The 20403-nt window shown below is 70.8% G+C and carries 18 protein-coding genes; 11 read left to right on the plus strand and 7 right to left on the minus strand.

Annotation, left to right across the window (positions count from 1 at the left end; all coding sequences use genetic code 11):
• Positions 1-189: 189 nt before the first annotated feature.
• Entirely contained in the window at positions 190-4098 is a 3909-nt protein-coding gene (locus G9272_RS35685; protein WP_171402316.1) for a glycoside hydrolase family 2 TIM barrel-domain containing protein, read from the plus strand.
• A 105-nt stretch (positions 4099-4203) separates the two neighbouring features.
• On the opposite strand, the gene G9272_RS35690 is transcribed toward G9272_RS35685, so the two are convergent.
• Positions 4204-4554: a DUF6980 family protein gene (locus G9272_RS35690; RefSeq protein ID WP_171400348.1), complete on the minus strand. Its 351-nt coding sequence runs from the start codon at positions 4552-4554 to the stop codon at positions 4204-4206.
• 86 nt (positions 4555-4640) lie between these two features.
• Here G9272_RS35690 and lpdA point away from each other — a divergent pair, with 86 nt between their 5' ends.
• The 8 genes from lpdA to G9272_RS35730 all read left to right on the plus strand — a co-directional run bounded on the left by lpdA (position 4641) and on the right by G9272_RS35730 (position 13434).
• Positions 4641-6053: a dihydrolipoyl dehydrogenase gene (gene lpdA, locus G9272_RS35695; RefSeq protein ID WP_171400349.1), complete on the plus strand. Its 1413-nt coding sequence runs from the start codon at positions 4641-4643 to the stop codon at positions 6051-6053.
• Between the two features lie 132 nt (positions 6054-6185).
• Positions 6186-7472 carry a hypothetical protein gene (locus tag G9272_RS35700; protein ID WP_171400350.1) on the plus strand — a complete coding sequence of 429 codons (1287 nt, stop codon included), beginning with the start codon at positions 6186-6188 and terminating at the stop codon, positions 7470-7472.
• The gene (locus G9272_RS35705) at positions 7469-7933 is read left to right on the plus strand and encodes a DUF7144 family membrane protein (RefSeq protein WP_171400351.1); all 465 of its coding nucleotides are present in this window, start codon (positions 7469-7471) and stop codon (positions 7931-7933) included. The genes G9272_RS35700 and G9272_RS35705 overlap by 4 nt, the downstream gene beginning before the upstream one ends.
• Positions 7934-8062: 129 nt before the next feature.
• Complete coding sequence (locus tag G9272_RS35710; protein WP_301272157.1) at positions 8063-9553, plus strand: AlkA N-terminal domain-containing protein; 1491 nt, start codon at positions 8063-8065, stop codon at positions 9551-9553.
• A gap of 9 nt (positions 9554-9562) precedes the next feature.
• Positions 9563-10072, plus strand: a complete 510-nt coding sequence (locus G9272_RS35715; protein WP_171400352.1) for a methylated-DNA--[protein]-cysteine S-methyltransferase — start codon at positions 9563-9565, stop codon at positions 10070-10072.
• A gap of 178 nt (positions 10073-10250) precedes the next feature.
• Positions 10251-11141: an alkaline phosphatase family protein gene (locus G9272_RS35720; RefSeq protein WP_171400353.1), complete on the plus strand. Its 891-nt coding sequence runs from the start codon at positions 10251-10253 to the stop codon at positions 11139-11141.
• 5 nt (positions 11142-11146) lie between these two features.
• Positions 11147-12415, plus strand: coding sequence for an MFS transporter (locus G9272_RS35725; protein ID WP_171400354.1), 1269 nt, complete (start codon positions 11147-11149; stop codon positions 12413-12415).
• Positions 12412-13434 carry a TolB family protein gene (locus tag G9272_RS35730; RefSeq protein ID WP_171400355.1) on the plus strand — a complete coding sequence of 341 codons (1023 nt, stop codon included), beginning with the start codon at positions 12412-12414 and terminating at the stop codon, positions 13432-13434. Before G9272_RS35725 ends, G9272_RS35730 begins: the two co-directional genes overlap by 4 nt.
• Before the next feature lie 14 nt (positions 13435-13448).
• Here the strand turns inward: G9272_RS35730 and G9272_RS35735 are convergent, their stop codons facing one another.
• The gene (locus tag G9272_RS35735) at positions 13449-14183 is read right to left on the minus strand and encodes an SIR2 family NAD-dependent protein deacylase (protein ID WP_171400356.1); all 735 of its coding nucleotides are present in this window, start codon (positions 14181-14183) and stop codon (positions 13449-13451) included.
• A gap of 78 nt (positions 14184-14261) precedes the next feature.
• On the opposite strand from G9272_RS35735, the gene G9272_RS35740 reads away from it, so the two are divergent.
• A complete protein-coding gene (locus G9272_RS35740) occupies positions 14262-14462 on the plus strand; it encodes a type II toxin-antitoxin system VapB family antitoxin (protein ID WP_054241626.1) in 201 nt (66 codons plus the stop codon).
• A 12-nt stretch (positions 14463-14474) separates the two neighbouring features.
• Here the strand turns inward: G9272_RS35740 and G9272_RS35745 are convergent, their stop codons facing one another.
• Both G9272_RS35745 and G9272_RS35750 read right to left on the minus strand, forming a co-directional pair.
• Positions 14475-14975: an NUDIX domain-containing protein gene (locus G9272_RS35745; RefSeq protein ID WP_171400357.1), complete on the minus strand. Its 501-nt coding sequence runs from the start codon at positions 14973-14975 to the stop codon at positions 14475-14477.
• Between the two features lie 48 nt (positions 14976-15023).
• Positions 15024-16112 carry an ADP-ribosylglycohydrolase family protein gene (locus tag G9272_RS35750; protein ID WP_171400358.1) on the minus strand — a complete coding sequence of 363 codons (1089 nt, stop codon included), beginning with the start codon at positions 16110-16112 and terminating at the stop codon, positions 15024-15026.
• A gap of 210 nt (positions 16113-16322) precedes the next feature.
• Here G9272_RS35750 and G9272_RS35755 point away from each other — a divergent pair, with 210 nt between their 5' ends.
• Positions 16323-17441 carry a glycerate kinase gene (locus G9272_RS35755; RefSeq protein WP_171402318.1) on the plus strand — a complete coding sequence of 373 codons (1119 nt, stop codon included), beginning with the start codon at positions 16323-16325 and terminating at the stop codon, positions 17439-17441.
• An 87-nt stretch (positions 17442-17528) separates the two neighbouring features.
• Here G9272_RS35755 and pssA read toward each other — a convergent pair whose 3' ends face one another.
• The 3 genes from pssA to G9272_RS35770 form a co-directional block, all read right to left on the minus strand.
• Positions 17529-18347, minus strand: coding sequence for a CDP-diacylglycerol--serine O-phosphatidyltransferase (pssA, locus tag G9272_RS35760; RefSeq protein WP_171402319.1), 819 nt, complete (start codon positions 18345-18347; stop codon positions 17529-17531).
• Positions 18348-18369: 22 nt separating this feature from the next.
• Positions 18370-19026 (minus strand): phosphatidylserine decarboxylase, encoded by a 657-nt coding sequence (locus tag G9272_RS35765; protein ID WP_171400359.1) that lies wholly within the window; start codon positions 19024-19026, stop codon positions 18370-18372.
• Between the two features lie 170 nt (positions 19027-19196).
• Positions 19197-20402, minus strand: a complete 1206-nt coding sequence (locus G9272_RS35770) for an acyl-CoA dehydrogenase family protein (RefSeq protein WP_171400360.1) — start codon at positions 20400-20402, stop codon at positions 19197-19199.
• Position 20403: the final 1 nt, after the last annotated feature.

The raw sequence follows: 20403 nt of genomic DNA on the forward strand, positions 1-20403 counted from the left end.
AAAGCCCTTGGGAGATGGGGGCACCAAGTGGCGTTGCGCCGAAGAGAGTTGATATTCGGCCATCGCGGCGCGTCCATGTTCGTTTTCTCAACAGGAGTGGACAAGATCTGACGCACCCTCCGTCCGTGCGAAGCCGCACGGGTCGCCCCGAGGAAGGTCGTGGTCATGTCGCACCCGCATGTGTCGTCCATGGACCGGCCGGACCGCCCCCAGTGGGTGGAACCGGACCACCCCCGGCGGACGGTCGTCAGCCGTCGTCGTCTGCTCGAAGGGTCGGCCGCCGTCCTCGGCGCGCTCGCCCTGTCCGCGCCGTCCACCGCCCACCGGGCCGTCGCGGCGGACGGCACCCCGGAGTGGAACGGCGCCATCGACGTCTTCCGGCTCGGTACCGAGGCCCCGCACACCACCCTCATGCCGTACGCGGATCTCGCCCAGGCCCTCGCCGCCGACCGCACCCGCTCGCCCTACCGGCTGAGCCTCGACGGCACCTGGAAGTTCGCGCACGCCGACCGTCCCGACGACCGGGACCCGGACTTCCACCGCACCGATGTCGACGACAGCGGCTGGGACACCATCCCGGTTCCCGCCGCCTGGCAGTTGCACGGTTACGACCGCCCCATCTACATCAACATCACCTATCCGTGGTGGGGCGCCAACGGACTGGGGGAGGAGGCGCAGCCGCCGGCCGCCCCCACCCGCTACAACCCCGTGGGCCAGTACCGTCGTACCTTCACGGTCCCGCGCGGCTGGGCGGGACGGCGGACGTTCCTTCACTTCGAGGGGGTCAAGTCCGCCCACTACGTGTGGATCAACGGCGAGTTGGTCGGTTACCACGAGGATTCCTACGACCCGGCCGAGTACGACATCACCCCGCACCTCAAGCCGGGCACCAACCGGATCGCCGTGGAGGTCTACCGCTACTCGGACGGCGACTGGCTGGAGGACCAGGACATGATCCGGCTGAGCGGCATCTTCCGCTCGGTCTACCTGTACTCCACACCGGCCGTGCACCTGCGGGACTTCAGGCTGGACACCCCGCTGGGCGACGACCACGGGACGGCCGAGCTGTCGGTCACCGCCAACGTGCGGGACTACGGCGGACAGGGCGCCGGCCAGTACTCCGTCGAGACACAGCTCTACGACGCGAGCGGGCACCCGGTGTGGCCCCGGCCCCTCCAGCAGGCCGTCGCGCTCGGCGCCGGGGAGGAGCAGGCCGTACAGGCCGCGAAAGCAGTGCCCGCGCCGCGCCTGTGGTCGGCCGAACACCCGTACCTCTACACCGCCGTGCTCCGCCTGCGCGACCCGTCGGGAAAGGTGATCGAAACCCTTTCCCACCGCGTGGGCCTGCGCGAGTTCGCGCTCACGGACGGCCTGATGCGCATCAACGGCAAGCCGGTCTCCTTCCGGGGCACCAACCGGCACGAGATGCACCCGACCCGCGGTTCGGCCCTCACCCGCGCCGACCTCGTCGAGGACATCGGGATCATCAAGCGGCTGAACATCAACACCGTCCGCACCTCGCACTACCCCAACAACCCGCTGTGGCTCGAACTCGCCGACGAGTACGGCCTGTACCTCGTGGACGAGACCAACCTCGAGACCCACGGCATCCGGGGCGAGTACCCCGGCAACCACGCCGAGTGGACGAAGGCGTGCGTGGCCCGTGCCCAGAACATGGTCCACCGCGACAAGAACCACGCGTCGGTCGTCATCTGGTCCCTCGGCAACGAGGCCGGCGGCGGTACGACGTTCAACGCCATGCACGACTGGATCCGTTCCTACGACACCACCCGCGTCATCCAGTACGAGGGCGACGACCGACCGGGGATCAGCGACATCCGCTCCGAGATGTACGACAGCCCCGCCCGCGTCGAGGCGCGGGCCGAGGACACGAGCGACACCCGGCCGTACGTGATGATCGAGTACTCCCACGCGATGGGGAACTCCAGCGGGAACTTCAAGAAGTACTGGGACCTGATCCGCCGTCACGACGTGCTCCAGGGCGGTTGGATCTGGGACTTCGTCGACCAGGCCCTCGACTGGCCCACCCCCGTCCGCAAGCTGTTCACCGAGGCCGGGCCCGCCGCACTCAGGGGCGAGCTCATCGCCTCCGGCGGCACCTTCACCCGCGCCGAGGGCGTCTCCGGAGGAACCGTGTTCGCCCGCGACGCATCGCTGGACCTCACCGGCTCCCTCACGCTGGAAGCCTGGATCACCCCGCACGTAACCGGTTACCACCAGCCGATCCTGGCCAAGGGCGACACCCAGTACGCCTTGAAACAGACGAACAGGACCCTCGAGTTCTTCATCTACGGCAGCGGCCAGTGGATCACCGCGAGCTGGGCACTGCCGGACGACTGGACCGGCACCGAGCACCAGGTCGCGGGCGTCTTCGACGCGGCGACCGGCACGCTGACCCTGTATGCCGACGGCGCGGTCCGGGCCACCCGCACCACCACGGTGCGCCCCGGCAACAACACCGCACCCCTGTCCCTGGCCACCGACGTCGACAACCCGACCCGGGAGTTCAGCGGCACCGTCCGGCGGGCACGCGTGTACGCCCGGGCGCTGAGCGCGGCCGAACTGGCCTCCGCCGGCCGTGGTCCCGGTGACGACGGCGTACGGTTCTGGTTCGACGCCGCCACCGTCGGCCTCACCGAGAAACGCCCCCGCGAGAAGTCGTTCCGCGCCTACGGCGGCGACTGGGGCGACAACCCCAACGACGGGGCCTTCTCCGGCGACGGCATCGTCACCGCCGACCGCGGGGCCACCGGCAAGTCCGCCGAGGTCAAGCGGATCTACCAGGCCGTCGGCGCGGCACCGGCCGCCGGCGACCTGCTCGCCCCGGGAGCGGCGGTCACCCTCACCAACGAGTACCTCTTCACCAACCTCCGCGAATTCGACGGACGTTGGGAACTCGTGCGGGACGGAGAAGTGGTCCAGCGCGGAAAGCTGAGCCGTGACCGACTCGACGTGGCCCCGCTGACGAGCAAGGACGTCACCGTGCCCTTCGAGCTGCCGGACCACCCGGCGCCGGGCGCCGAGTACTTCCTCCAGCTGTCGTTCACCACCAGGGAGACGACGAAGTGGGCGAAGTCCGGCTTCGAGGTGGCGAGGCAGCAACTCGCGGTCGACGCCGGGAGCCCCGCCGTCACGCCCGTGCCGCTGGCCGGCGTTCCGGCGCTCAGCCACCGGGACGGCGCCGAAACGGTCACCGTCGAGGGCAGGAACTTCTCGGTCACCGTCGACAAGAAGACCGGCGTCATCACCTCCTACGAGGCCGACGGCACCCGGCTGATCTCCTCGGGACCGGCCCCCAACTTCTGGCGTGCCCCCACCGACAACGACCGGGGAAACGGACAGCACACCCGCAACCAGACCTGGCGCGACGCCGGCGCGCGTCGCAAGGTGACCGACGTGAGCGTGCGGCCGCTGCGCGACCGGGCCGTGGAGATCAAGGTCGCCGGCACGCTGCCCACCACGACGGAATCGACGTACACCACCACCTACACCGTTTTCGGAAACGGTGAGATCAAGGTCGACAACACCCTGCACCCGGGTGCCGCCTCCTTGCCGTACATCCCGGAGATCGGCACGCTGCTGTTCCTGCCCGCCCGTCTGGAGCAGCTGCACTACTACGGCCGCGGTCCCGAGGAGAACCACTGGGACCGCAACGACGCCACCGACGTGGGCCGTTACTCCGGCACCGTCGCCGGGCAGTGGACCTCCTATCTGCGGCCCCAGGAGAACGGCAACAAGACCGACGTCCGCTGGGTCGCCCTCACCGACGGCGACGGCACCGGCCTGCTGGTCTCCGGCGAGCCGGTGCTGGAGTTCAACGCCTCGCACTTCACTCCCGAGGACCTGTCCGTCGGAGCCCGCCACGACTACCAGCTCACCCCTCGCAAGGAGGTCGTACTGCGCCTGAACCACCGGCAGATGGGTGTCGGCGGTGACAACAGCTGGGGCGCGCACACCCACGACGAGTACAAGCTGTTCGCCGACCGCGACTACGCGTACACCTACCGGCTGCGGCCGTTGACCGACGTCGACAAGGCGACGGCCGCGTCGCGGCGGCCGACGGCAACCTCCGAGTAACCGGTTCCACCGCTTCCACAGCCCCACCACTGCCGACGGTACGGACACGGGCACGGCCACGGATGCCGGGCCGCGTGGCCGTACCGTCGGCGGTTTTCGAGCGCCTCAGGGAGAACGCGGCAGGTCTTCGCCGGCCGACACCGGGTCGGTGAGGCCTTCCCGCAGCCACCGGTCGTCCTCGAATTCCGGCGGCACATCGTCCTCCCAGGGATCGATCCCCCGTGCCTCGAGTGCGTCGAACCACCGGTCCCGTTGCGACTCCGGCAGACGCGCGCCGCACCACGGACAGAAGTCGATTCCCCGGGAGGCCGACCCTCCGTCGTGGACGATCAGTCCGTACTCCCGGAACTTCGGTTCGAACCGCACCATCGCGTCCGGGCAGGCGAAGACATCGGGGTGCGCCTGGCATCGCAGGTCGGCCTGGCGGGTCATCTCGGCACAGCAGTGATCGATCACTCACGCATTCTCCCCGTCGGCGCGCGAGAATCGGAACGGCAGCACGCATCACCCGTATCGCACTCCACGGAAAAGGAAACGAATCCATGACCGAGCAGGACGAACGCTTCGACGTCGTGGTCCTAGGCGCCGGTCCGGGCGGCTACGTCGCCGCGGTCCGCGCCGCCCAGCTGGGCAAGCGCGTCGCCGTCGTCGAGGAGAAGTACTGGGGCGGCGTCTGCCTCAACGTGGGCTGCATCCCCACCAAGGCCCTCCTGCGCAACGCCGAACTCGCCCACATCTTCACCCGCGAGGCGAAGACCTTCGGCATCAAGGTCGACGGACAGGTCTCCTTCGACTACGGAGAGGCGTACCGCCGCAGCCGCAAGGTCGCCGACGGCCGGGTCAAGGGCGTCCACTACCTGATGAAGAAGAACAAGATCACCGAGCTCGACGGCCGCGGCGCCTTCGTCGACGACCACACCCTGCGGGTAACCGGTTACGACGGGGAGATCCGCACCATCGGTTTCGACCACTGCATCATCGCCACCGGCGCGACTCCCAAGCTGCTCCCCGGCACCAAGCGCAGCGCCCGCGTGGTGACGTACGAGGAGCAGATCCTCGCCGACGACCTTCCGCAGTCGATCGTCATCGCGGGCGCCGGCGCCATCGGCATCGAGTTCGCGTACGTCCTGCACAACTACGGTGTGAAGGTCACGATCGTCGAGTTCCTGGACCGGGTCGCGCCCCTGGAGGACGCCGAGGTCTCCGCCGAACTGGCCAAGCAGTACCGCAAGTTGGGCATCGACGTACTCACCTCCACCCGGGTGGAATCCATCGACGAGTCCGGTCCGCAGGTGCGGGTCACGGTCACCGGCAAGGACGGCGCCCAGCAGGTCCTGGAGTCCGACAAGGTGCTCCAGGCGATCGGCTTCGCCCCGAACGTCACCGGCTACGGCCTGGAGAACACGGGTGTGCAGGTCACCGAGCGCGGCGCGATCGACGTCGACGGCCGCTGTCGCACCTCCGTCCCGCACATCTACGCCATCGGCGACGTCACCGCGAAACTGATGCTCGCGCACGCCGCCGAGGCCATGGGCGTCATCGCCGCCGAGACCCTCGCCGACGCGGAGACCATGGAGCTGGACTACGCCATGATCCCGCGCGCCACCTACTGCCAGCCCCAGGTCGCCAGCTTCGGCTACACCGAGGCACAGGCGCGGGAAAAGGGTTACGACGTCAAGGTGGCGAAGTTCCCGTTCACCGCGAACGGCAAGTCGCACGGCCTCGGCGACACCACCGGTTTTGTGAAACTGATCAGCGACGCCGAGTACGGCGAGCTCATCGGCGGTCATCTGATCGGCCCCGACGTCACCGAACTGCTCCCCGAGCTGACGCTCGCCCAGCAGTGGGACCTCACCGTCCACGAGGTCGCCCGCAACGTCCACGCCCACCCGACGCTGGGCGAGGCCGTCAAGGAGGCCGTCCACGGACTCGCCGGACACATGATCAACATGTAGCGGCTCTCCGTGCGGGCGGGGCCGTTCACCTGAACGGCCCCGCCTCGCTCGCCGCCGCCGCACGGCCGGGATGTGCTGGCATCCACCGGACCTGCCCCGGGCCGGAGCCGACCGACGGCGAGGGAGTCCGCCATGCCGGAAAGCGGTGTCCCCGCCGACGCGGAGCTGGAGGCACTCAGGGCCCGCATCACGGCACTGGAGGAGGAGCGCACCCGTCGTCCCACCCACCACCGGGTCCGCTCGATCGTCGCGGTCGTCCTCATCGTCCTCGGCTGCGTCCTGGCCCCGCTGGGCGTGGTGGCGGCCTGGACCTCGAGCATCGTGGGCGACACCGGCCGTTACGTCGACACCGTCCGCCCGCTGGCCTCCGACAAGGACATCCAGAACGCGGCCGCCACCCGCGTCACGAACGCGGTGATGGGACGCCTCGACCTCACCGCGCTCCTCCAGGACGCCGTCCCGGCCCAGCGTCCCCTGCTGGAGAAGGCCCTCGGCAGGCTCGGTCCCGCCCTCGAGGACGCCGTCCGCAGCTTCGTGCACGACAAGGCGCAGGCGGTCGTGGCCTCCGACGCCTTCGAGAGGATCTGGACCGACGCCAACCGCAGAATCCACAGTGCCGTCGAGAAGGCCCTCACGGGCAGCGGCGGCGGCGCGGTGAAGATCGAGAACGACACGGTGACGGTCGACCTCGCCCCGGTCGTCGACCAGGTCAAGCAACGGCTGGTCGACTCCGGGATGACGGTCGCGGGGAAGATCCCCGAGATCCACACGAACTTCACGGTCGTCAGGTCCGAGGACATCGGCAAGGTCAAGACCTACTTCCGGCTGCTCCAGCTGGCCGGTTTCTGGCTGCCCGTCATCGCGGTCCTGCTGGTGGCGGCGGGCGTCCTGCTCTCTGCGCACCGCCGCCGTGTCCTGATCGTCGCCGCGCTCTGTTTCGCCTTCGCCACACTCCTGCTGGGCGTCGCGCTGACCGTTTTCCGGGTCGTCTACCTGGACGCTCTCCCGGCCGGCGTCTCACAGCCCGCCGCCGGGTCCGTGTACGACACGCTCACCCGTTTCCTGCGCACCTCCGTGCGGTCGGTGGTCGCCCTCGGTGTGGTGATCGCCCTCGCGGCCTGGCTGACCGGGCCCGGCCGCCATGCCGCTCTGGTGCGGCGGCTCTGGCACTCGGGCGTCGGCGCCGTGCGCGCGACGGCCGATCACGCCGGACTGCGCACCGGTCCCGTCGGCCCGTTCGTCGACCGCTACCGCACCTGGATCACCTGGATCCTGGCCGCGGGAGCCGTTCTGGCCTTTCTTCTGTGGCCGTATCCGACCGGCTGGGTCGTGGTCGGCCTCGCCCTGGCCCTGCTCTTCGCGCTGGGGATCGTCGACTTCCTCGCGACCCGGCCCCACCGAAAGGACAGCCCCGCATGAGCTCGCACTCCCCGACCGGAGAGCCGCACGGTGAGGTCGGCACCGCCTGGTCCACGCCTCCCGGCGGCCCGTCCGGGCCCGCCGCGCACGACAACCGGGCCGGCGGCGTCGTCTTCGCCGGCGTCCTGCTGCTGTGCAGCGGTGTGCTCGCCGTTCTCCAGGGCATCGCCGCCATCGCCGAGGACGACATCTACGCCCGCGTCGGCTCGTACTCCTACGAACTCGACCTCACCGGCTGGGGCTGGATCCACCTCGTCCTCGGCGTCGTCGCGGCGGCGACCGGCGCGGCCCTCCTCAAGGGCATGACCTGGGCGCGCTTCGCGGGTATCTTCCTCGCCGCGCTGAGCCTGGTCACCCAGTTCCTGTTCCTGCCCTACGAGCCGCTCTGGTCGATCGTCGTCATGGCGATCGACGTGTTCGTGATCTGGTCGCTGGCGTCGTGGCCGGAGAGGGCGGGCTGAGGCCGGCCCGAGGCCGGTGGGAAGGCGCCCCGGTGCCTCTCCGGAAGAGCCGGTGGGCGGTGCAGGCCACGCGAGGTCGATGTCGGATTCTCGCCAGCGCCGGAGCGGCGCCTGGTCGATGCTGGACGTATGCAGAACGGGATGTACACCGATCGCGAGCGCTGTGTGCGCGCCGTGCAGTCCAAGGACGCGCGGTTCGACGGCTGGTTCTTCACGGCCGTCCTGACCACCGGCATCTACTGCCGGCCCAGCTGCCCCGTCGTGCCGCCCAAGCCGCAGAACATGGTCTTCCACCCGAGTGCCGCCGCCTGTCAGCAGGCCGGCTTCCGCGCCTGCAAGCGCTGCCGACCCGACACCACGCCGGGCTCCCCGGAGTGGAACCAGCGCGCCGATCTGGTCGCCCGCGCCATGCGGCTGATCGCCGACGGCGTCGTCGACCGTGAAGGCGTGCCCGGACTCGCGGCCCGCCTCGGCTACAGCACCCGCCAGGTCGAACGCCAACTCCTCGCCGAACTCGGCGCGGGTCCGCTCGCGTTGGCCCGCGCGCAGCGCGCCCAGACCGCTCGCCTGCTCATCGAGACGACCGAACTCCCCATGGCGGAGGCTGCTTTCGCGTCCGGCTTCGCCTCCATCCGCACCTTCAACGACACCGTGCGCGAGGTCTTCGCGCTCTCCCCGAGCGAGCTGCGCGCGCGTGTCCCGCGGAGGAACCCCTCGGCCCGCCCGGCCACGCCCGGCACGCTCGCCCTGCGCCTCCCCTTCCGTGCCCCGCTCAACCCCGACAACCTCTTCGGGCACCTCGCCGCGACCGGCGTCCCGGGTGTCGAGGAGTGGCGGGACGGCGCGTTCCGGCGCACGCTCCGGCTGCCGTACGGGCACGGCATCGTGGCGCTCACCCCGAACCCCGACCACATCGGCTGCCGCCTGACCCTCAGCGACCTGCGCGACCTCACGGTCGCCATCAGCCGCTGCCGGCGCATGCTCGACCTGGACGCCGACCCGGTCGCCATCGACGACCAGCTGCACACGGATCCGCTCCTCGCGCCCCTGGTGGACAAGGCCCCCGGCCGCCGGGTGCCCCGTACGGTCGACGAGGCGGAGTTCGCCGTACGCGCCGTGCTGGGTCAGCAGGTCTCCACGGCGGCCGCCCGCACCCACGCGGCCCGCCTGGTCACCGCGCACGGCGAACCGGTCGACGACCCGGAGGGTGGTCTCACCCACCTCTTCCCGACCGCCGAGGCGCTCGCCGCCGTCGACCCCGACACGCTGGCGATGCCCCGCACCCGACGCACCACCTTCACCATCCTCGTCGGACAACTCGCCGACGGCACTCTGCACTTGGGAGTGGAGAGCGACTGGCCGAAGGCGCGCGCCCTCCTCCTCGAACTGCCCGGCTTCGGACCCTGGACGGTCGACGTCATCGCGATGCGCGCCCTCGGCGACCCCGACGCCTTCCTCCCCACCGACCTGGGAATCCGGCGCGCCGCGAAGGAGCTGGGCCTGCCCTCCACCCCGGCGGCGCTCACCGCCCGCGCGGCGGGCTGGCGCCCCTGGCGGGCGTATGCCGTCCAGTACCTCTGGGCGACCGACAGCCACCCGATCAACTTCCTGCCCGTGTAAGGAACTTCAGTGAAACAGCACACGATCCTCGACAGCCCGTACGGCCCTCTCACGCTCGTCGCCGACGACGGCGTCCTGTGCGGCCTCTACATGACCGAACAGCGCCACCGCCCACCCGAGGAGAATTTCGGCCCTCGCGACGCCACCCTTTTCGGCGACGCGGAGGAACAGCTGGAGGCCTATTTCGCAGGCGAGCTGAAGGAGTTCAGCCTTGAAGTCCGCCTGCACGGAACCCCGTTCCAGCGGTCCGTGTGGGCCGAACTGCGGAAGATCCCGTACGGCGAGACCCGCACCTACGGCGAACTCGCCGAAGCCCTCGGCAATCCGACCGCCTCCCGCGCGGTCGGCCTCGCCAACGGCAGGAACCCCATCGGCATCATCGTGCCCTGCCACCGTGTGATCGGCGCCGGCGGCGGCCTCACCGGCTACGGCGGCGGCCTGGACCGCAAGCGGCGCCTGCTGGACTTCGAGGGCGGCACCGCCCCCGGCGACGCGACCCTCTTCCAGCTCGAGGCGTAAGGACTCGTGCGGCCGACGGCTCCCGCTGTACGTGACCTGTGCATGACCTGTACCTGGTGAGACCTTTGCGCGGTGGGGCCCACCGTTCGTCTGGCCTTCACTCAGGCCCGGTCCGGGGCTCCTAGGGTTTGCGGCGCTGCCCCCCCGCACGTCCGTCACTTCTGTCCGGAGGACAGTCATGGCCGCCGTCAAGGCTTCCCAGCGCAACCGACGCCCCCTCGCCGCACTCGCCGGGGCCGTCGCCCTCACCGCCACGTCGATCGGCGTGTGGACCGCCACGGCCTCCACCGCTCAGGCGGCCGCTCTCCCGACCCCCGACCACGTGGTGGTCGTGGTGATGGAGAACCACGCCTACTCGCAGGTGATCGGCAGCTCCAGCGCCCCCTACCTCAACAACACCCTCAAGGCGGGTGGCGCCGCCCTCACCCAGTCCTACGGTCTCACCCACCCCAGCGAGCCGAACTACTACATGCTGTTCTCGGGCTCCAACCAGGGCCGTACCGACGACAGTTGCGTCTCGGTCGGGTCGCTCTCCACGCCGAACCTGGCCTCGGAGCTGATCGCCGCCGGCAAGACCTGGGCCAGCTACAACGAGTCGCTGCCCAGTCAGGGCTCCACGACGTGCAGCAGCGGCACCTACGCCCAGAAGCACAACCCGTGGTTCGGCTTCTCCAACGTGCCGACGAGCACCGCGAAGACCATGGCGCAGTTCCCGACCGACTACACGACCCTGCCCAAGGTCTCCTTCGTCGTACCGAACCTGTGCAGCGACATGCACGACTGCTCGGTCTCCACCGGCGACACCTGGATCAAGAACAACCTGGGCGCGTACGCCACCTGGGCCAAGACCCACAACAGCATCCTCGCCGTCACCTTCGACGAGGACAACAAGCTGTCCGGTAACCGCATCCCCACCGTTTTCTACGGGCAGCACGTCACTCCCGGCAGCTCCAGCTCCACCACCTACAACCACTACAACGTCCTGCGGACCGTGGAGGACCTGGCCGGTCTGACCGCGCACGCGGGCAACGCCTCCTCGGCGTCCGACATCACCGGCATCTGGAACTGACGCCCGTGTATCTCGCGGACTCCCGCAGCACCACGCCCGTCGCCGCCCCGGACTCCCGTCCGGGGCGGCGGCCGGCCGCCGTGCCCACCACCGTGCTGGCCCTGGGTGCCGTCAGCCTGATCACGGACGTCTCCTCGGAGATGGTCACCGCCGTCCTGCCGCTCTACGTCGTCGCGGGCCTCGGCCTGTCACCGCTCGGGTTCGGGCTCCTCGACGGCATCAACAACGGCGTCGGGGCCCTGGTCCGGCTGGCCGGAGGCCATCTCGCCGACCGGGGAGGCCGCCGGCACAAGGTGGTGGCCGGCCTCGGCTACGGCCTGTCGGCGTTGTGCAAGCCGTTGCTGCTGCTCGCCCACACCCTCCCCGTGATCAGCGCCGTGCTCGCCGCCGACCGCACCGGCAAAGGGCTGCGCACCGCCCCCCGGGACGCGATGATCTCCTTGGCCACCGAACCCCGTTACCGGGGACGGGCGTTCGGGGTGCACCGGGCCATGGACACCACCGGCGCGCTGCTCGGCCCGCTCGTCGCCTTCGCCGTGCTGCGGGCCACCGTCGACGGCTACGACGCGGTCTTCGCGGTCAGCGGCTGCGTCGCCGTGCTCGGAGTCCTGGTGCTGGTGCTCTTCGTGCCCCGCCACATCGTCCCCGCCGGCGCCGTGCAACCACCCGAACCGGCCCGGCCGGTGCTCCGGGACGCGCTCGGGCTACTGCGCCGCCCCGAGCTGCGCAGGCTCACCGTGTGCGCGACCCTGCTCGGCCTGACCACCGTCAGCGACTCCTTCCTCTATCTGCTGCTCCAGCGCGAAGGGGCCCTGCCCGCCCATCTCTTCCCGCTGCTGCCGCTGGGCACCGCCGCCGTCTTCCTGCTGCTCGCGTTCCCGCTCGGCGCACTCGCCGACCGCGTCAGCAGCCGCCGGCTCTTCCTGGCCGGCCACGGCGTCCTGCTGCTCGGCTACGGCCTGGTGCTCTCCCCCTGGCACGGCGCGCCCGCCGTGATCGCCGTCCTCGTCCTGCACGGCACCTTCTACGCCGCCACCGACGGGGTCCTCGCGGCCGCCACCGCCGGCGCCGTGCCGGACCGTCAACAAGGTGCCGGTCAGGCACTGGTCGGCACCGGCCAGGCACTGGCCCGCTTCACCTGTTCGCTCGCCTTCGGCGCGGCCTGGAGCCTGTGGGGCGGGCGCACCGCCCTCGCCGTGACCGCCGCCGCACTGGCCGTCAGCGCCGTCGTGGCCTCGTTCGTCCTCCGCACCACCGATGAGGGGCCCGCATGACCCGGACAACCCGCCTGCTGGTCCTGCTGGTCGCCGTGGTGCTGCTCGGCGCGGTCGGGACCGGGTCGGTGCTGTACGCCGCCCACCGGTCGGGCCTGCGTGACGAGCAGCAGGCCGACGGCCCGACCGTGCGGGCCGGCACCGTCTCGCTCCGGCCGACGTCCGGTCGCCGGCTGCTGGTGCGCAACCTGGCCTGGGGCCCGCATCGCGACGAGATCGCCACCGTGCCCGCCGACGACCCGCAGGGGCCGCGCACCGCGTCGGGCGTCAAGTGCCTGCGCTTCCACGCGGCGGCCGGAACCGGCATCTGCCTCCGGGCCGTACACGGCGCGTTGGAGGACACCTACCGGGCGGTGGTGCTCGACGCGCACCTGCACGAGCTGCGCAGCTTCCCGGCGGCGGGCATCCCCACCCGGGCCCGGGTCTCACCCTCCGGCCATCTGGTGGCCTGGACGGTCTTCGTCAGCGGAGACTCCTACGCCGGCACCGCCTTCTCCACCCGCACCGCCGTCGTCGACACCCGGACCTGGGCCGTCGACGACAACCTGGAGACCTTCCGCATCATCAAGGACGGCCGGACCTACCGCGCGGCGGACATCAACGTCTGGGGTGTCACCTTCGCCGACGACACCCGCTTCTACGCCACGCTGGCGTCCGGCGGCCGGACCTACCTGGTCCGCGGTGACGTCGCCGCACGCACCCTCACCACCCTGCACGGCAACGTCGAATGCCCCTCGCTCTCACCCGACGGCACCCGGATCGCCTACAAGAAACGTGTCCAGGGAGCCTCGCCCGACGCCCCCTGGCGGCTCTACGTCCTCGACCTGCGCACCCTGGAGGAGACCGCGACCGCCGAGCGGCGCAACATCGACGACCAGGCCCTGTGGGCCGACGACTCCACCCTCGTCTACGCCCTTCCCGGCGACTACGGTTCGGACCTGTGGACCGTCCCCGCCGACGGCAGCGGCGCGGCCCGCACCCTCATGACCTCCGCCGTCGCCCCCGCCTATCTGGGGTGACAGAAGAGGTACCGTCAGAGCTCCGTCTCGGTCAGCTCCCGCAACAGCCTCGGCAGCGCCGTCCCGATCGGCTCCCGGACGACCTCGTCGGCGATCTCGTCGTACGGCGTCGGCTCGGCGTTGACGATGACGAGCCGGGCCCCGTGGTCGGCGGCGACGCCGGCCAGCCCGGCGGCGGGCTGGACCTGGAGGCTCGTGCCGACGGCGACGAAGACCTGGCAGGCCTTGGTGACGGCGACGGCCTCGCCCAGCACCACCGGGTCGAGCCGTTCGCCGAACATCACCGTGGCCGACTTCAGGATCCCGCCGCACGTCAGGCACGCCGGGTCCTCCTCACCGGCCTCGACCCGCGCCAGCGCGTCCTCCATCGGCCCCCGGGCGTGGCACCGCGTACACACCACACTCCGTACGGTGCCGTGCAGTTCGAGCACCTTGCGCACGGGCATCCCGGCGAGCTGGTGCAGCCCGTCCACGTTCTGCGTGATCACCCGCACCGGCACCCCGGACCGCTCCAGTTCGGCCACGGCCCGGTGCGCCGCGTTCGGCTCGGCCGTCAGAGCCCGATTCCTCCGCCGCAACTGCCACGACCGCCGCCGGATCTCCGGATCGCCCATGTAGTACTCGTACGTGACGAGCTTCTCGGCCTCGGGATCCTTCCGCCACAACCCGTTGGGACCGCGGTAGTCGGGGATGCCGGAGTCGGTGGAGACACCGGCCCCGCTGAGGATGGCGACGAGAGGCTTGCTCATGTGTTCGAGCGTAGGCCGGGGAGCGGAGGGTCGCGAGCAGATATATCGCGGCGCCCCGGCCGGTGTTACCGTCCCGGCATGGCCAAGGTCGCTGTCTCGCTCGACGCCGAACTCGTCGTCGAAGTCATGGTGCTCACCGGTGTGGGCAACCCCCAGGACGCCGTCGAACTGGTCGTGCGCGACTACATCGAGCGCGGCCATCGCACGGAGGCCAGGACCGCCGTCCGGGACGAGGCCCTGCGCGAGGTGGACGGCAAGCCGCGCGACGTCGAGGGCTGAGCGGGCCGGAGGTCAGCGGGCGGGGCGGCCGTTCTCCAGTTCCGCCGTCGTCGAGCCGTCCGCGAGCGCGTCCAGGGCGGCCAGGACCCGGCGGCCCAGCGAGCCCAGCAGGTAGTCGCTGAGCTCCTCGCGCGGGACCAGCCGCCAGGACAGCAGCTCCGTCTCCTGGAGCTCGATCGCCTCGAACTCGACGGTGCCGAGGACCCCGCCGTCGTACACGTACGCCATCAGCGGCGGCCGGTCCGGGCCGAGCACCCAGTCCACCGCGAGCAGCCGGCCGAGCTCGCGGTCGAGACCGATCTCCTCGAGCGTCTCGCGGCGCGCGGCCTGCCGGGGGCTCTCGCCGGTGTCGGACTCGATCGTGCCGCCCGGCAGCGCCCAGCCCGCCCGATAGTTGGGCTCGACGAGCAGGACCCGCCCCGAGGTGTCACGGAAGATCGCGGCGGCGCCTGCCAGGACACGGGGCAGGGAGGCGATGTACGCAGCGAAGTCGGGCGTGCCGGGGATGCTCATCCGGAAAGCGTAAGGGCGGCCGGCAGGGGCGCCCGTCCGCCTACCGGCTCAGCTCTCCGCCGGGCGGTCCTGCGTCCCGACCAGCCGCAGCGTCCGCCGCGCCAGCTCGCTGATACGGACGCCGTCGAAGCCGAACACCGCGCTGCGCACCGTGTCCTCCAGCGGCTCCGTCCACTGGGGCGGGATCGCCGCGGCGCCGGTCAGGACACCGGCCACCGAACCGGCCGTCGCGCCGTTGGAGTCGGTGTCCAGGCCGCCGCGCACGGTGAGCGTGACGGTCCGGGTGAAGTCGCCGTCGCCGTACAGCAGTCCGGCGGTGAGGACGGCGGCGTTCGGGACGGTGTGGATCCAGCCCAGGCCCGCCGTCTCCTCGGTCACCGTGGTGAGCGTGTCCTCCCAGGTCATGCGGGTGTCGTGGAGGGAGGCGACCCGGCGCACGGTCCGGGCGAGCCGGCTGCTCGCCGGGACGACGGCCAGCGCCTCGTCCAGCGCGTGGCGCACCGTCGGCGCGGTGAACGCCGCCGAGATCAGCGCCGCCGCGAACATCGCGCCGTACACGCCGTTGCCGGTGTGCGAGAGCACCGCGTCCCGGCGGGCCAGGGAGGCGGCGCGGCGGGGGAGGCCCGGGCAGGTCCAGCCGTAGATGTCGGCGCGGATCAGGGCGCCGATCCACTCCTGGTACGGGTTGTCGTACGTCGCCGTCAGGGGCGGCTTCAGCCCGGCCGTGAGGTTGCGGTAGGCGGCCCGCTCGGCGGTGAACGTCTGGAGGTACGGCAGCCGCAGCAGCCACAGGTCGCCGACCTGCTCGGTACTGAAGCCGAAGCCGTGGGTCTCCAGGAGGTCGAGGCCGAGGATCGCGTAGTCGACGTCGTCGTCGCGGCAGCTGCCGTGGATGCGGCCGCGCACACACGCCCGCCACTCCGGGCGCAGCCGCAGGCCGTCCTCCTGGGTGGCCGGCTCGGGCAGGTAGTCGGTGAGCGGCAGGGCTGCGGCCCGCCGCAGATAGCGGTCGATGCGCTCGCGCGTCCACAGGTCGCCCTGCTCGACCGGTTTGCCGAGCATGTTGCCCGCGATCCGGCCCAGCCAGCCCCCGAGGACGCGGTCGGCGAGCTCAGGCTCGCCGCCGACAGGGGTCATGGGTCCGGTCTACCCGATTCCGGTGACACCCGCGAGGGTTGCGGCGGCCCACGGGCGCCGCTCAGGGTTGTTCCAGGGTCCGGGCTCCGCATGACGGCGGGGGCGCCTTCCGGTTAAGGTCGCAGCGGCGCGACTGGCCCTGACATGCGCGGGGCCCGGAGAGCAAGGGGATGCAAGGTGACGGACGCTCCAGCGCGGGGCACCCGACGGGTGCTCGTGGCCGCGGACAAGTTCAAGGGCTCGCTGACGGCCGTGGAGGTCGCCGAGCGGGTGACGGCCGGGCTGCGCCGGGTCGTGGCGGACCTCGAGGTGGAGGCCCTGCCCGTCGCCGACGGCGGCGACGGGACCGTCGCCGCGGCGGTCGCGGCAGGCTTCGAACGCCGGGAGGTACGGGTCGCCGGGCCTCTCGGGCAGGAAGTGACCGCCGCGTTCGCGGTACGCGGCGACACCGCGGTCGTGGAGATGGCGGAGGCGAGCGGCCTTCAGCGGCTCCCGGCCGGCGTCTACGCGCCCCTCACGGCGTCCACGTACGGCTCGGGCGAGCTGCTGCGGGCCGCGCTGGACGCGGGGGTGCGGACGATCGTGTTCGGGGTCGGCGGCAGCGCCACCACGGACGGCGGCGCGGGCATGCTGTCCGCGCTCGGCGCTCGGTTCCTCGACGAGGACGGCGAGCCGGTGGCCCCGGGCGGCGGCGCTCTCGCGGAGCTGGCCCGCGCCGACCTGTCGGAGCTGGATCCCCGGCTGGCCTCCGTGGAACTGGTCCTGGCGAGCGACGTCGACAACCCGCTGACCGGCCCCAAGGGCGCACCGGCGGTGTACGGCCCGCAGAAGGGCGCCTCGCCGGACGACGTCGAGACGCTGGACGCGGCGCTCACGCACTACGCGAAGGTACTGGAGACGGAGCTCGGCTCGAGGGCGGCGGAGTACGCGGCCGCGCCGGGCGCGGGCGCCGCGGGCGGCATCGGCTACGGGGCGCTGCTCATCGGCGCCCGGTTCCGCGCCGGCATCGAGGTCATGCTCGACGTGCTGGGCTTCGCGCCGGCGCTCGAGCGGGCCGAGCTGGTGATCACCGGTGAGGGCTCGCTGGACGAGCAGACCCTGCACGGCAAGGCCCCCGCGGGCGTCGCCGCGGCCGCCCGGGCGGCCGGCAAGGAGGTCGTCGCCGTCTGCGGCCGCCTCGCCCTGCCGCCGGCGGCGCTGGGCCGGGCCGGGATCCGCCGGGCCTATCCGCTGACGGATGTCGAGCCGGACGTGGCGACCTGCATCTCGGACGCGGGACCGATCCTGGAACGGGTCGCGGAGCAGATCGGGCGGGACTTCCTGAACTGAAGGACGGCACGGCGAGCAACGGGAGAAGTGAAGGGGCCCGAACCTGATGGTTCGGGCCCCTTCACCGTCGTACGACTGCTGTCACCGCTACGGCAGCTGTGCCGCCCGCGCCTCGCGGCGGTTGCCGCGGAAGTTGTTCACCCGGCGGGCCGTGGCGAACAGCGGGATGACCGCGCCCATGACCAGCTGAAGCGCGCAGCCGGTCTGGAGCAGGAGCTGACCGCTCGGGGCGTCGAACGCCCAGGCCGCCAGCAGGCCCATCGACAGCACGATCCAGGAGAGCATCGCGCCGGCGAGGCGGCCCCGCGGCTTCGGGTACTCGACCCGGCTCACCATCAGCCAGGCGGTGCCCAGGATGGCCATCAGAGTCGCCACGAAGGGCAGCTCGAGGAGCACGATCGAGACGACCGTCAGCGCGCCGAACGGCGACGGCATGCCCTGGAAGGTGCCGTCCTTGACGGTGACGCACGAGAATCTCGCGAGCCTCAGCACCACCGCGAGCAGCACCACGATCGCACCGACCGCCGCCACCCGCTGGTGGGCGTCGTCGGCGACCATGCCGTAGACCAGGACGAAGTACGCCGGGGCCAGACCGAAGCTGATCAGGTCCGAGAGGTTGTCCAGCTCCGCGCCCATCGGGGAGGAGCGCAGCTTGCGTGCGACCAGGCCGTCGAACAGGTCGAAGACCGCCGCGCACAGCATCAGGATGACCGCCGTGGCCGCGCTGTGGCGGGCCATGCCGGATTCCTGGCTGCCGGTGAGGTGCGGGATCAGGATGCCGGTGGTGGTGAAGTACACCGCCATGAAGCCGCACGTTGCGTTGCCGAGGGTGAGGGTGTCCGCTATCGACAGGCGGAGAGAGAGGGGCATCTCCTCCTCTTCGTCCACCTCGTCGGCCTCGGGCACCCAGCCCGCCTGGGTCTCCGGGTCAATCACGGTCAATGCGAGTCACCCCTGCCACCGTCTTCTGCCCCACCTCGACCGCGACGTCCACGCCCTCGGGGAGGTAGATGTCGACACGTGAACCGAAGCGGATCAGGCCGATCCGCTCGCCCTGCTCGACCTTCGTGCCCTCGGGGATGTAGGGGACGATGCGGCGGGCGACGGCTCCGGCGATCTGGATCATTTCGATGTCACCGAGCTCGGTGTCGAAGTGCCAGACTACGCGCTCGTTGTTCTCGCTCTCCTTGTTGAACGCCGGCACGAACCCGCCGGGGATGTGCTCGACCGACGTCACGGTGCCGGCCAGCGGCGCGCGGTTGACGTGGACGTTGAGCGGGCTCATGAAGATCGCGACCCGGGTGCGCCCGTCCTTCCACGGCATGATGCTCTGCACCACACCGTCGGCGGGGGAGATGACCCGGCCCGAGGAGATCTCGCGCTCGGGGTCGCGGAAGAACCACAGCATGCCCGCCGCGAGAGCGGTGGCGGGCACGGCGACGGCCTTGGCGGCACCCGAGCGGCGGGCGCGCAGCAGGCTGACGGCTGCGGTGGCGACGGTCGGCAGGAGCCACGGCGATGCTCCGCGCGCGAGGCGTGCGCCTACCAGGCTGTCGCGATGTGCAGAGGTTTGGCTGTGGGGCATGGATGACCTTCGTAGCGGATGATGCCGCGCTTCGACGGGGGGACGGCGGCTTTCCGCGATCGTAGCGGTTCGGGGCCACAACTGGGTAAGCAAGGAAGCCGAGTCGACGGCAGAGGGAAGTTGACGGGGTGTGATCTTCTTCTCGAAGAAAACACCCCCAACCCGGACAATCAGCCCTGGAACCGGTACTCCTCGAGCAACCTGCGCCCGATGATCATTTTCTGGATTTCTGCGGTGCCTTCACCGATCAGCAGCATCGGGGCCTCGCGGTAGAGGCGCTCGATCTCGTACTCCTTGGAGAAGCCGTAGCCTCCGTGGATCCGGAAGGCGTCCTCCACGACCTCCTTGCAGTACTCGGAGGCGAGGTACTTCGCCATCCCTGCCTCAAGGTCGTTTCGTTCCCCGGAGTCCTTTTTGCGTGCGGCGTTCACCATCATGGCATGCGCGGCCTCGACCTTGGTAGCCATCTCGGCGAGCTTGAACTGGATGGCCTGGTGCTGGGCGATCGGCTTGCCGAACGTGTGCCGCTGCTGGGCGTACGAGACACCCAGTTCGAAGGCACGCTGGGCGACGCCGCAGCCACGCGCCGCGACATTGACGCGACCCACCTCGACCCCGTCCATCATTTGGTAAAAACCTCGGCCGGTGACCCCGCCGAGCACGCGATCGGCGGGAAGGCGCAGGCCATCCATGATCAGCTCAGTGGTGTCCACCCCCTTGTAGCCCATCTTGTCGATCTTGCCCGGGATGGTCAGGCCGGGTTGGATCTGACCGAAGCCGGGTTCCTTCTCGATCAGGAAGGTCGTCATCGACTTGTGGGGGGCGGTGCCCTCGGGGTGTCCTTCGTCACTTCGGACCAGAACGGCCACCAGTGACGACGTGCCGCCGTTCGTCAGCCACATCTTCTGGCCGGTGAGGACGTACTCGTCGCCGTCCTTCACCGCCTTCGACGTGATCGCGGACACGTCGGAGCCGAGAGCCGGCTCCGACATGGAGAAGGCGCCGCGGACGTCGCCGGCCGCCATCCTCGGCAGATAGTGGTCCTTCTGCTCCTGCGTGCCGTGCTGCTTGAGCATGTACGCCACGATGAAGTGCGTGTTGATGATGCCGGAGACCGACATCCAGCCGCGGGCGATCTCCTCGACGCACAGGGCGTACGTCAGGAGCGACTCGCCCAGACCGCCGTACTCCTCGGGGATCATCAGGCCGAACAGGCCCAACTCCTTGAGGCCGTCGACGATCTGCTGCGGGTACTCGTCGCGGTGCTCCAGCTCGGTCGCGACCGGGATGATCTCCTTGTCCACGAAGTCGCGGACGGTGGAGAGGATCTCCTGCTGGATGTCGGTCAGACCGGCGGTCTGGGCGAGGCGTGCCATG

Source organism: Streptomyces asoensis (assembly GCF_013085465.1).
Lineage (GTDB): Bacteria > Actinomycetota > Actinomycetes > Streptomycetales > Streptomycetaceae > Streptomyces > Streptomyces cacaoi_A.

Bases quoted from the DNA above. Each gene is read 5' to 3' on its own strand.
- G9272_RS35685 (WP_171402316.1), top strand. From the start codon at position 190: ATGGACCGGCCGGACCGCCCCCAGTGGGTGGAACCGGACCACCCCCGG.
- G9272_RS35730 (WP_171400355.1), top strand. From the start codon at position 12,412: ATGACCCGGACAACCCGCCTGCTGGTCCTGCTGGTCGCCGTGGTGCTG.
- lpdA (WP_171400349.1), top strand. From the start codon at position 4,641: ATGACCGAGCAGGACGAACGCTTCGACGTCGTGGTCCTAGGCGCCGGT.
- G9272_RS35765 (WP_171400359.1), bottom strand. From the start codon at position 19,026: ATGCCCCACAGCCAAACCTCTGCACATCGCGACAGCCTGGTAGGCGCA.
- G9272_RS35735 (WP_171400356.1), bottom strand. From the start codon at position 14,183: ATGAGCAAGCCTCTCGTCGCCATCCTCAGCGGGGCCGGTGTCTCCACC.
- G9272_RS35740 (WP_054241626.1), top strand. From the start codon at position 14,262: ATGGCCAAGGTCGCTGTCTCGCTCGACGCCGAACTCGTCGTCGAAGTC.
- G9272_RS35745 (WP_171400357.1), bottom strand. From the start codon at position 14,975: ATGAGCATCCCCGGCACGCCCGACTTCGCTGCGTACATCGCCTCCCTG.
- G9272_RS35720 (WP_171400353.1), top strand. From the start codon at position 10,251: ATGGCCGCCGTCAAGGCTTCCCAGCGCAACCGACGCCCCCTCGCCGCA.
- G9272_RS35705 (WP_171400351.1), top strand. From the start codon at position 7,469: ATGAGCTCGCACTCCCCGACCGGAGAGCCGCACGGTGAGGTCGGCACC.
- G9272_RS35770 (WP_171400360.1), bottom strand. From the start codon at position 20,402: ATGGCACGCCTCGCCCAGACCGCCGGTCTGACCGACATCCAGCAGGAG.
- G9272_RS35710 (WP_301272157.1), top strand. From the start codon at position 8,063: ATGCAGAACGGGATGTACACCGATCGCGAGCGCTGTGTGCGCGCCGTG.
- G9272_RS35750 (WP_171400358.1), bottom strand. From the start codon at position 16,112: ATGACCCCTGTCGGCGGCGAGCCTGAGCTCGCCGACCGCGTCCTCGGG.
- G9272_RS35700 (WP_171400350.1), top strand. From the start codon at position 6,186: ATGCCGGAAAGCGGTGTCCCCGCCGACGCGGAGCTGGAGGCACTCAGG.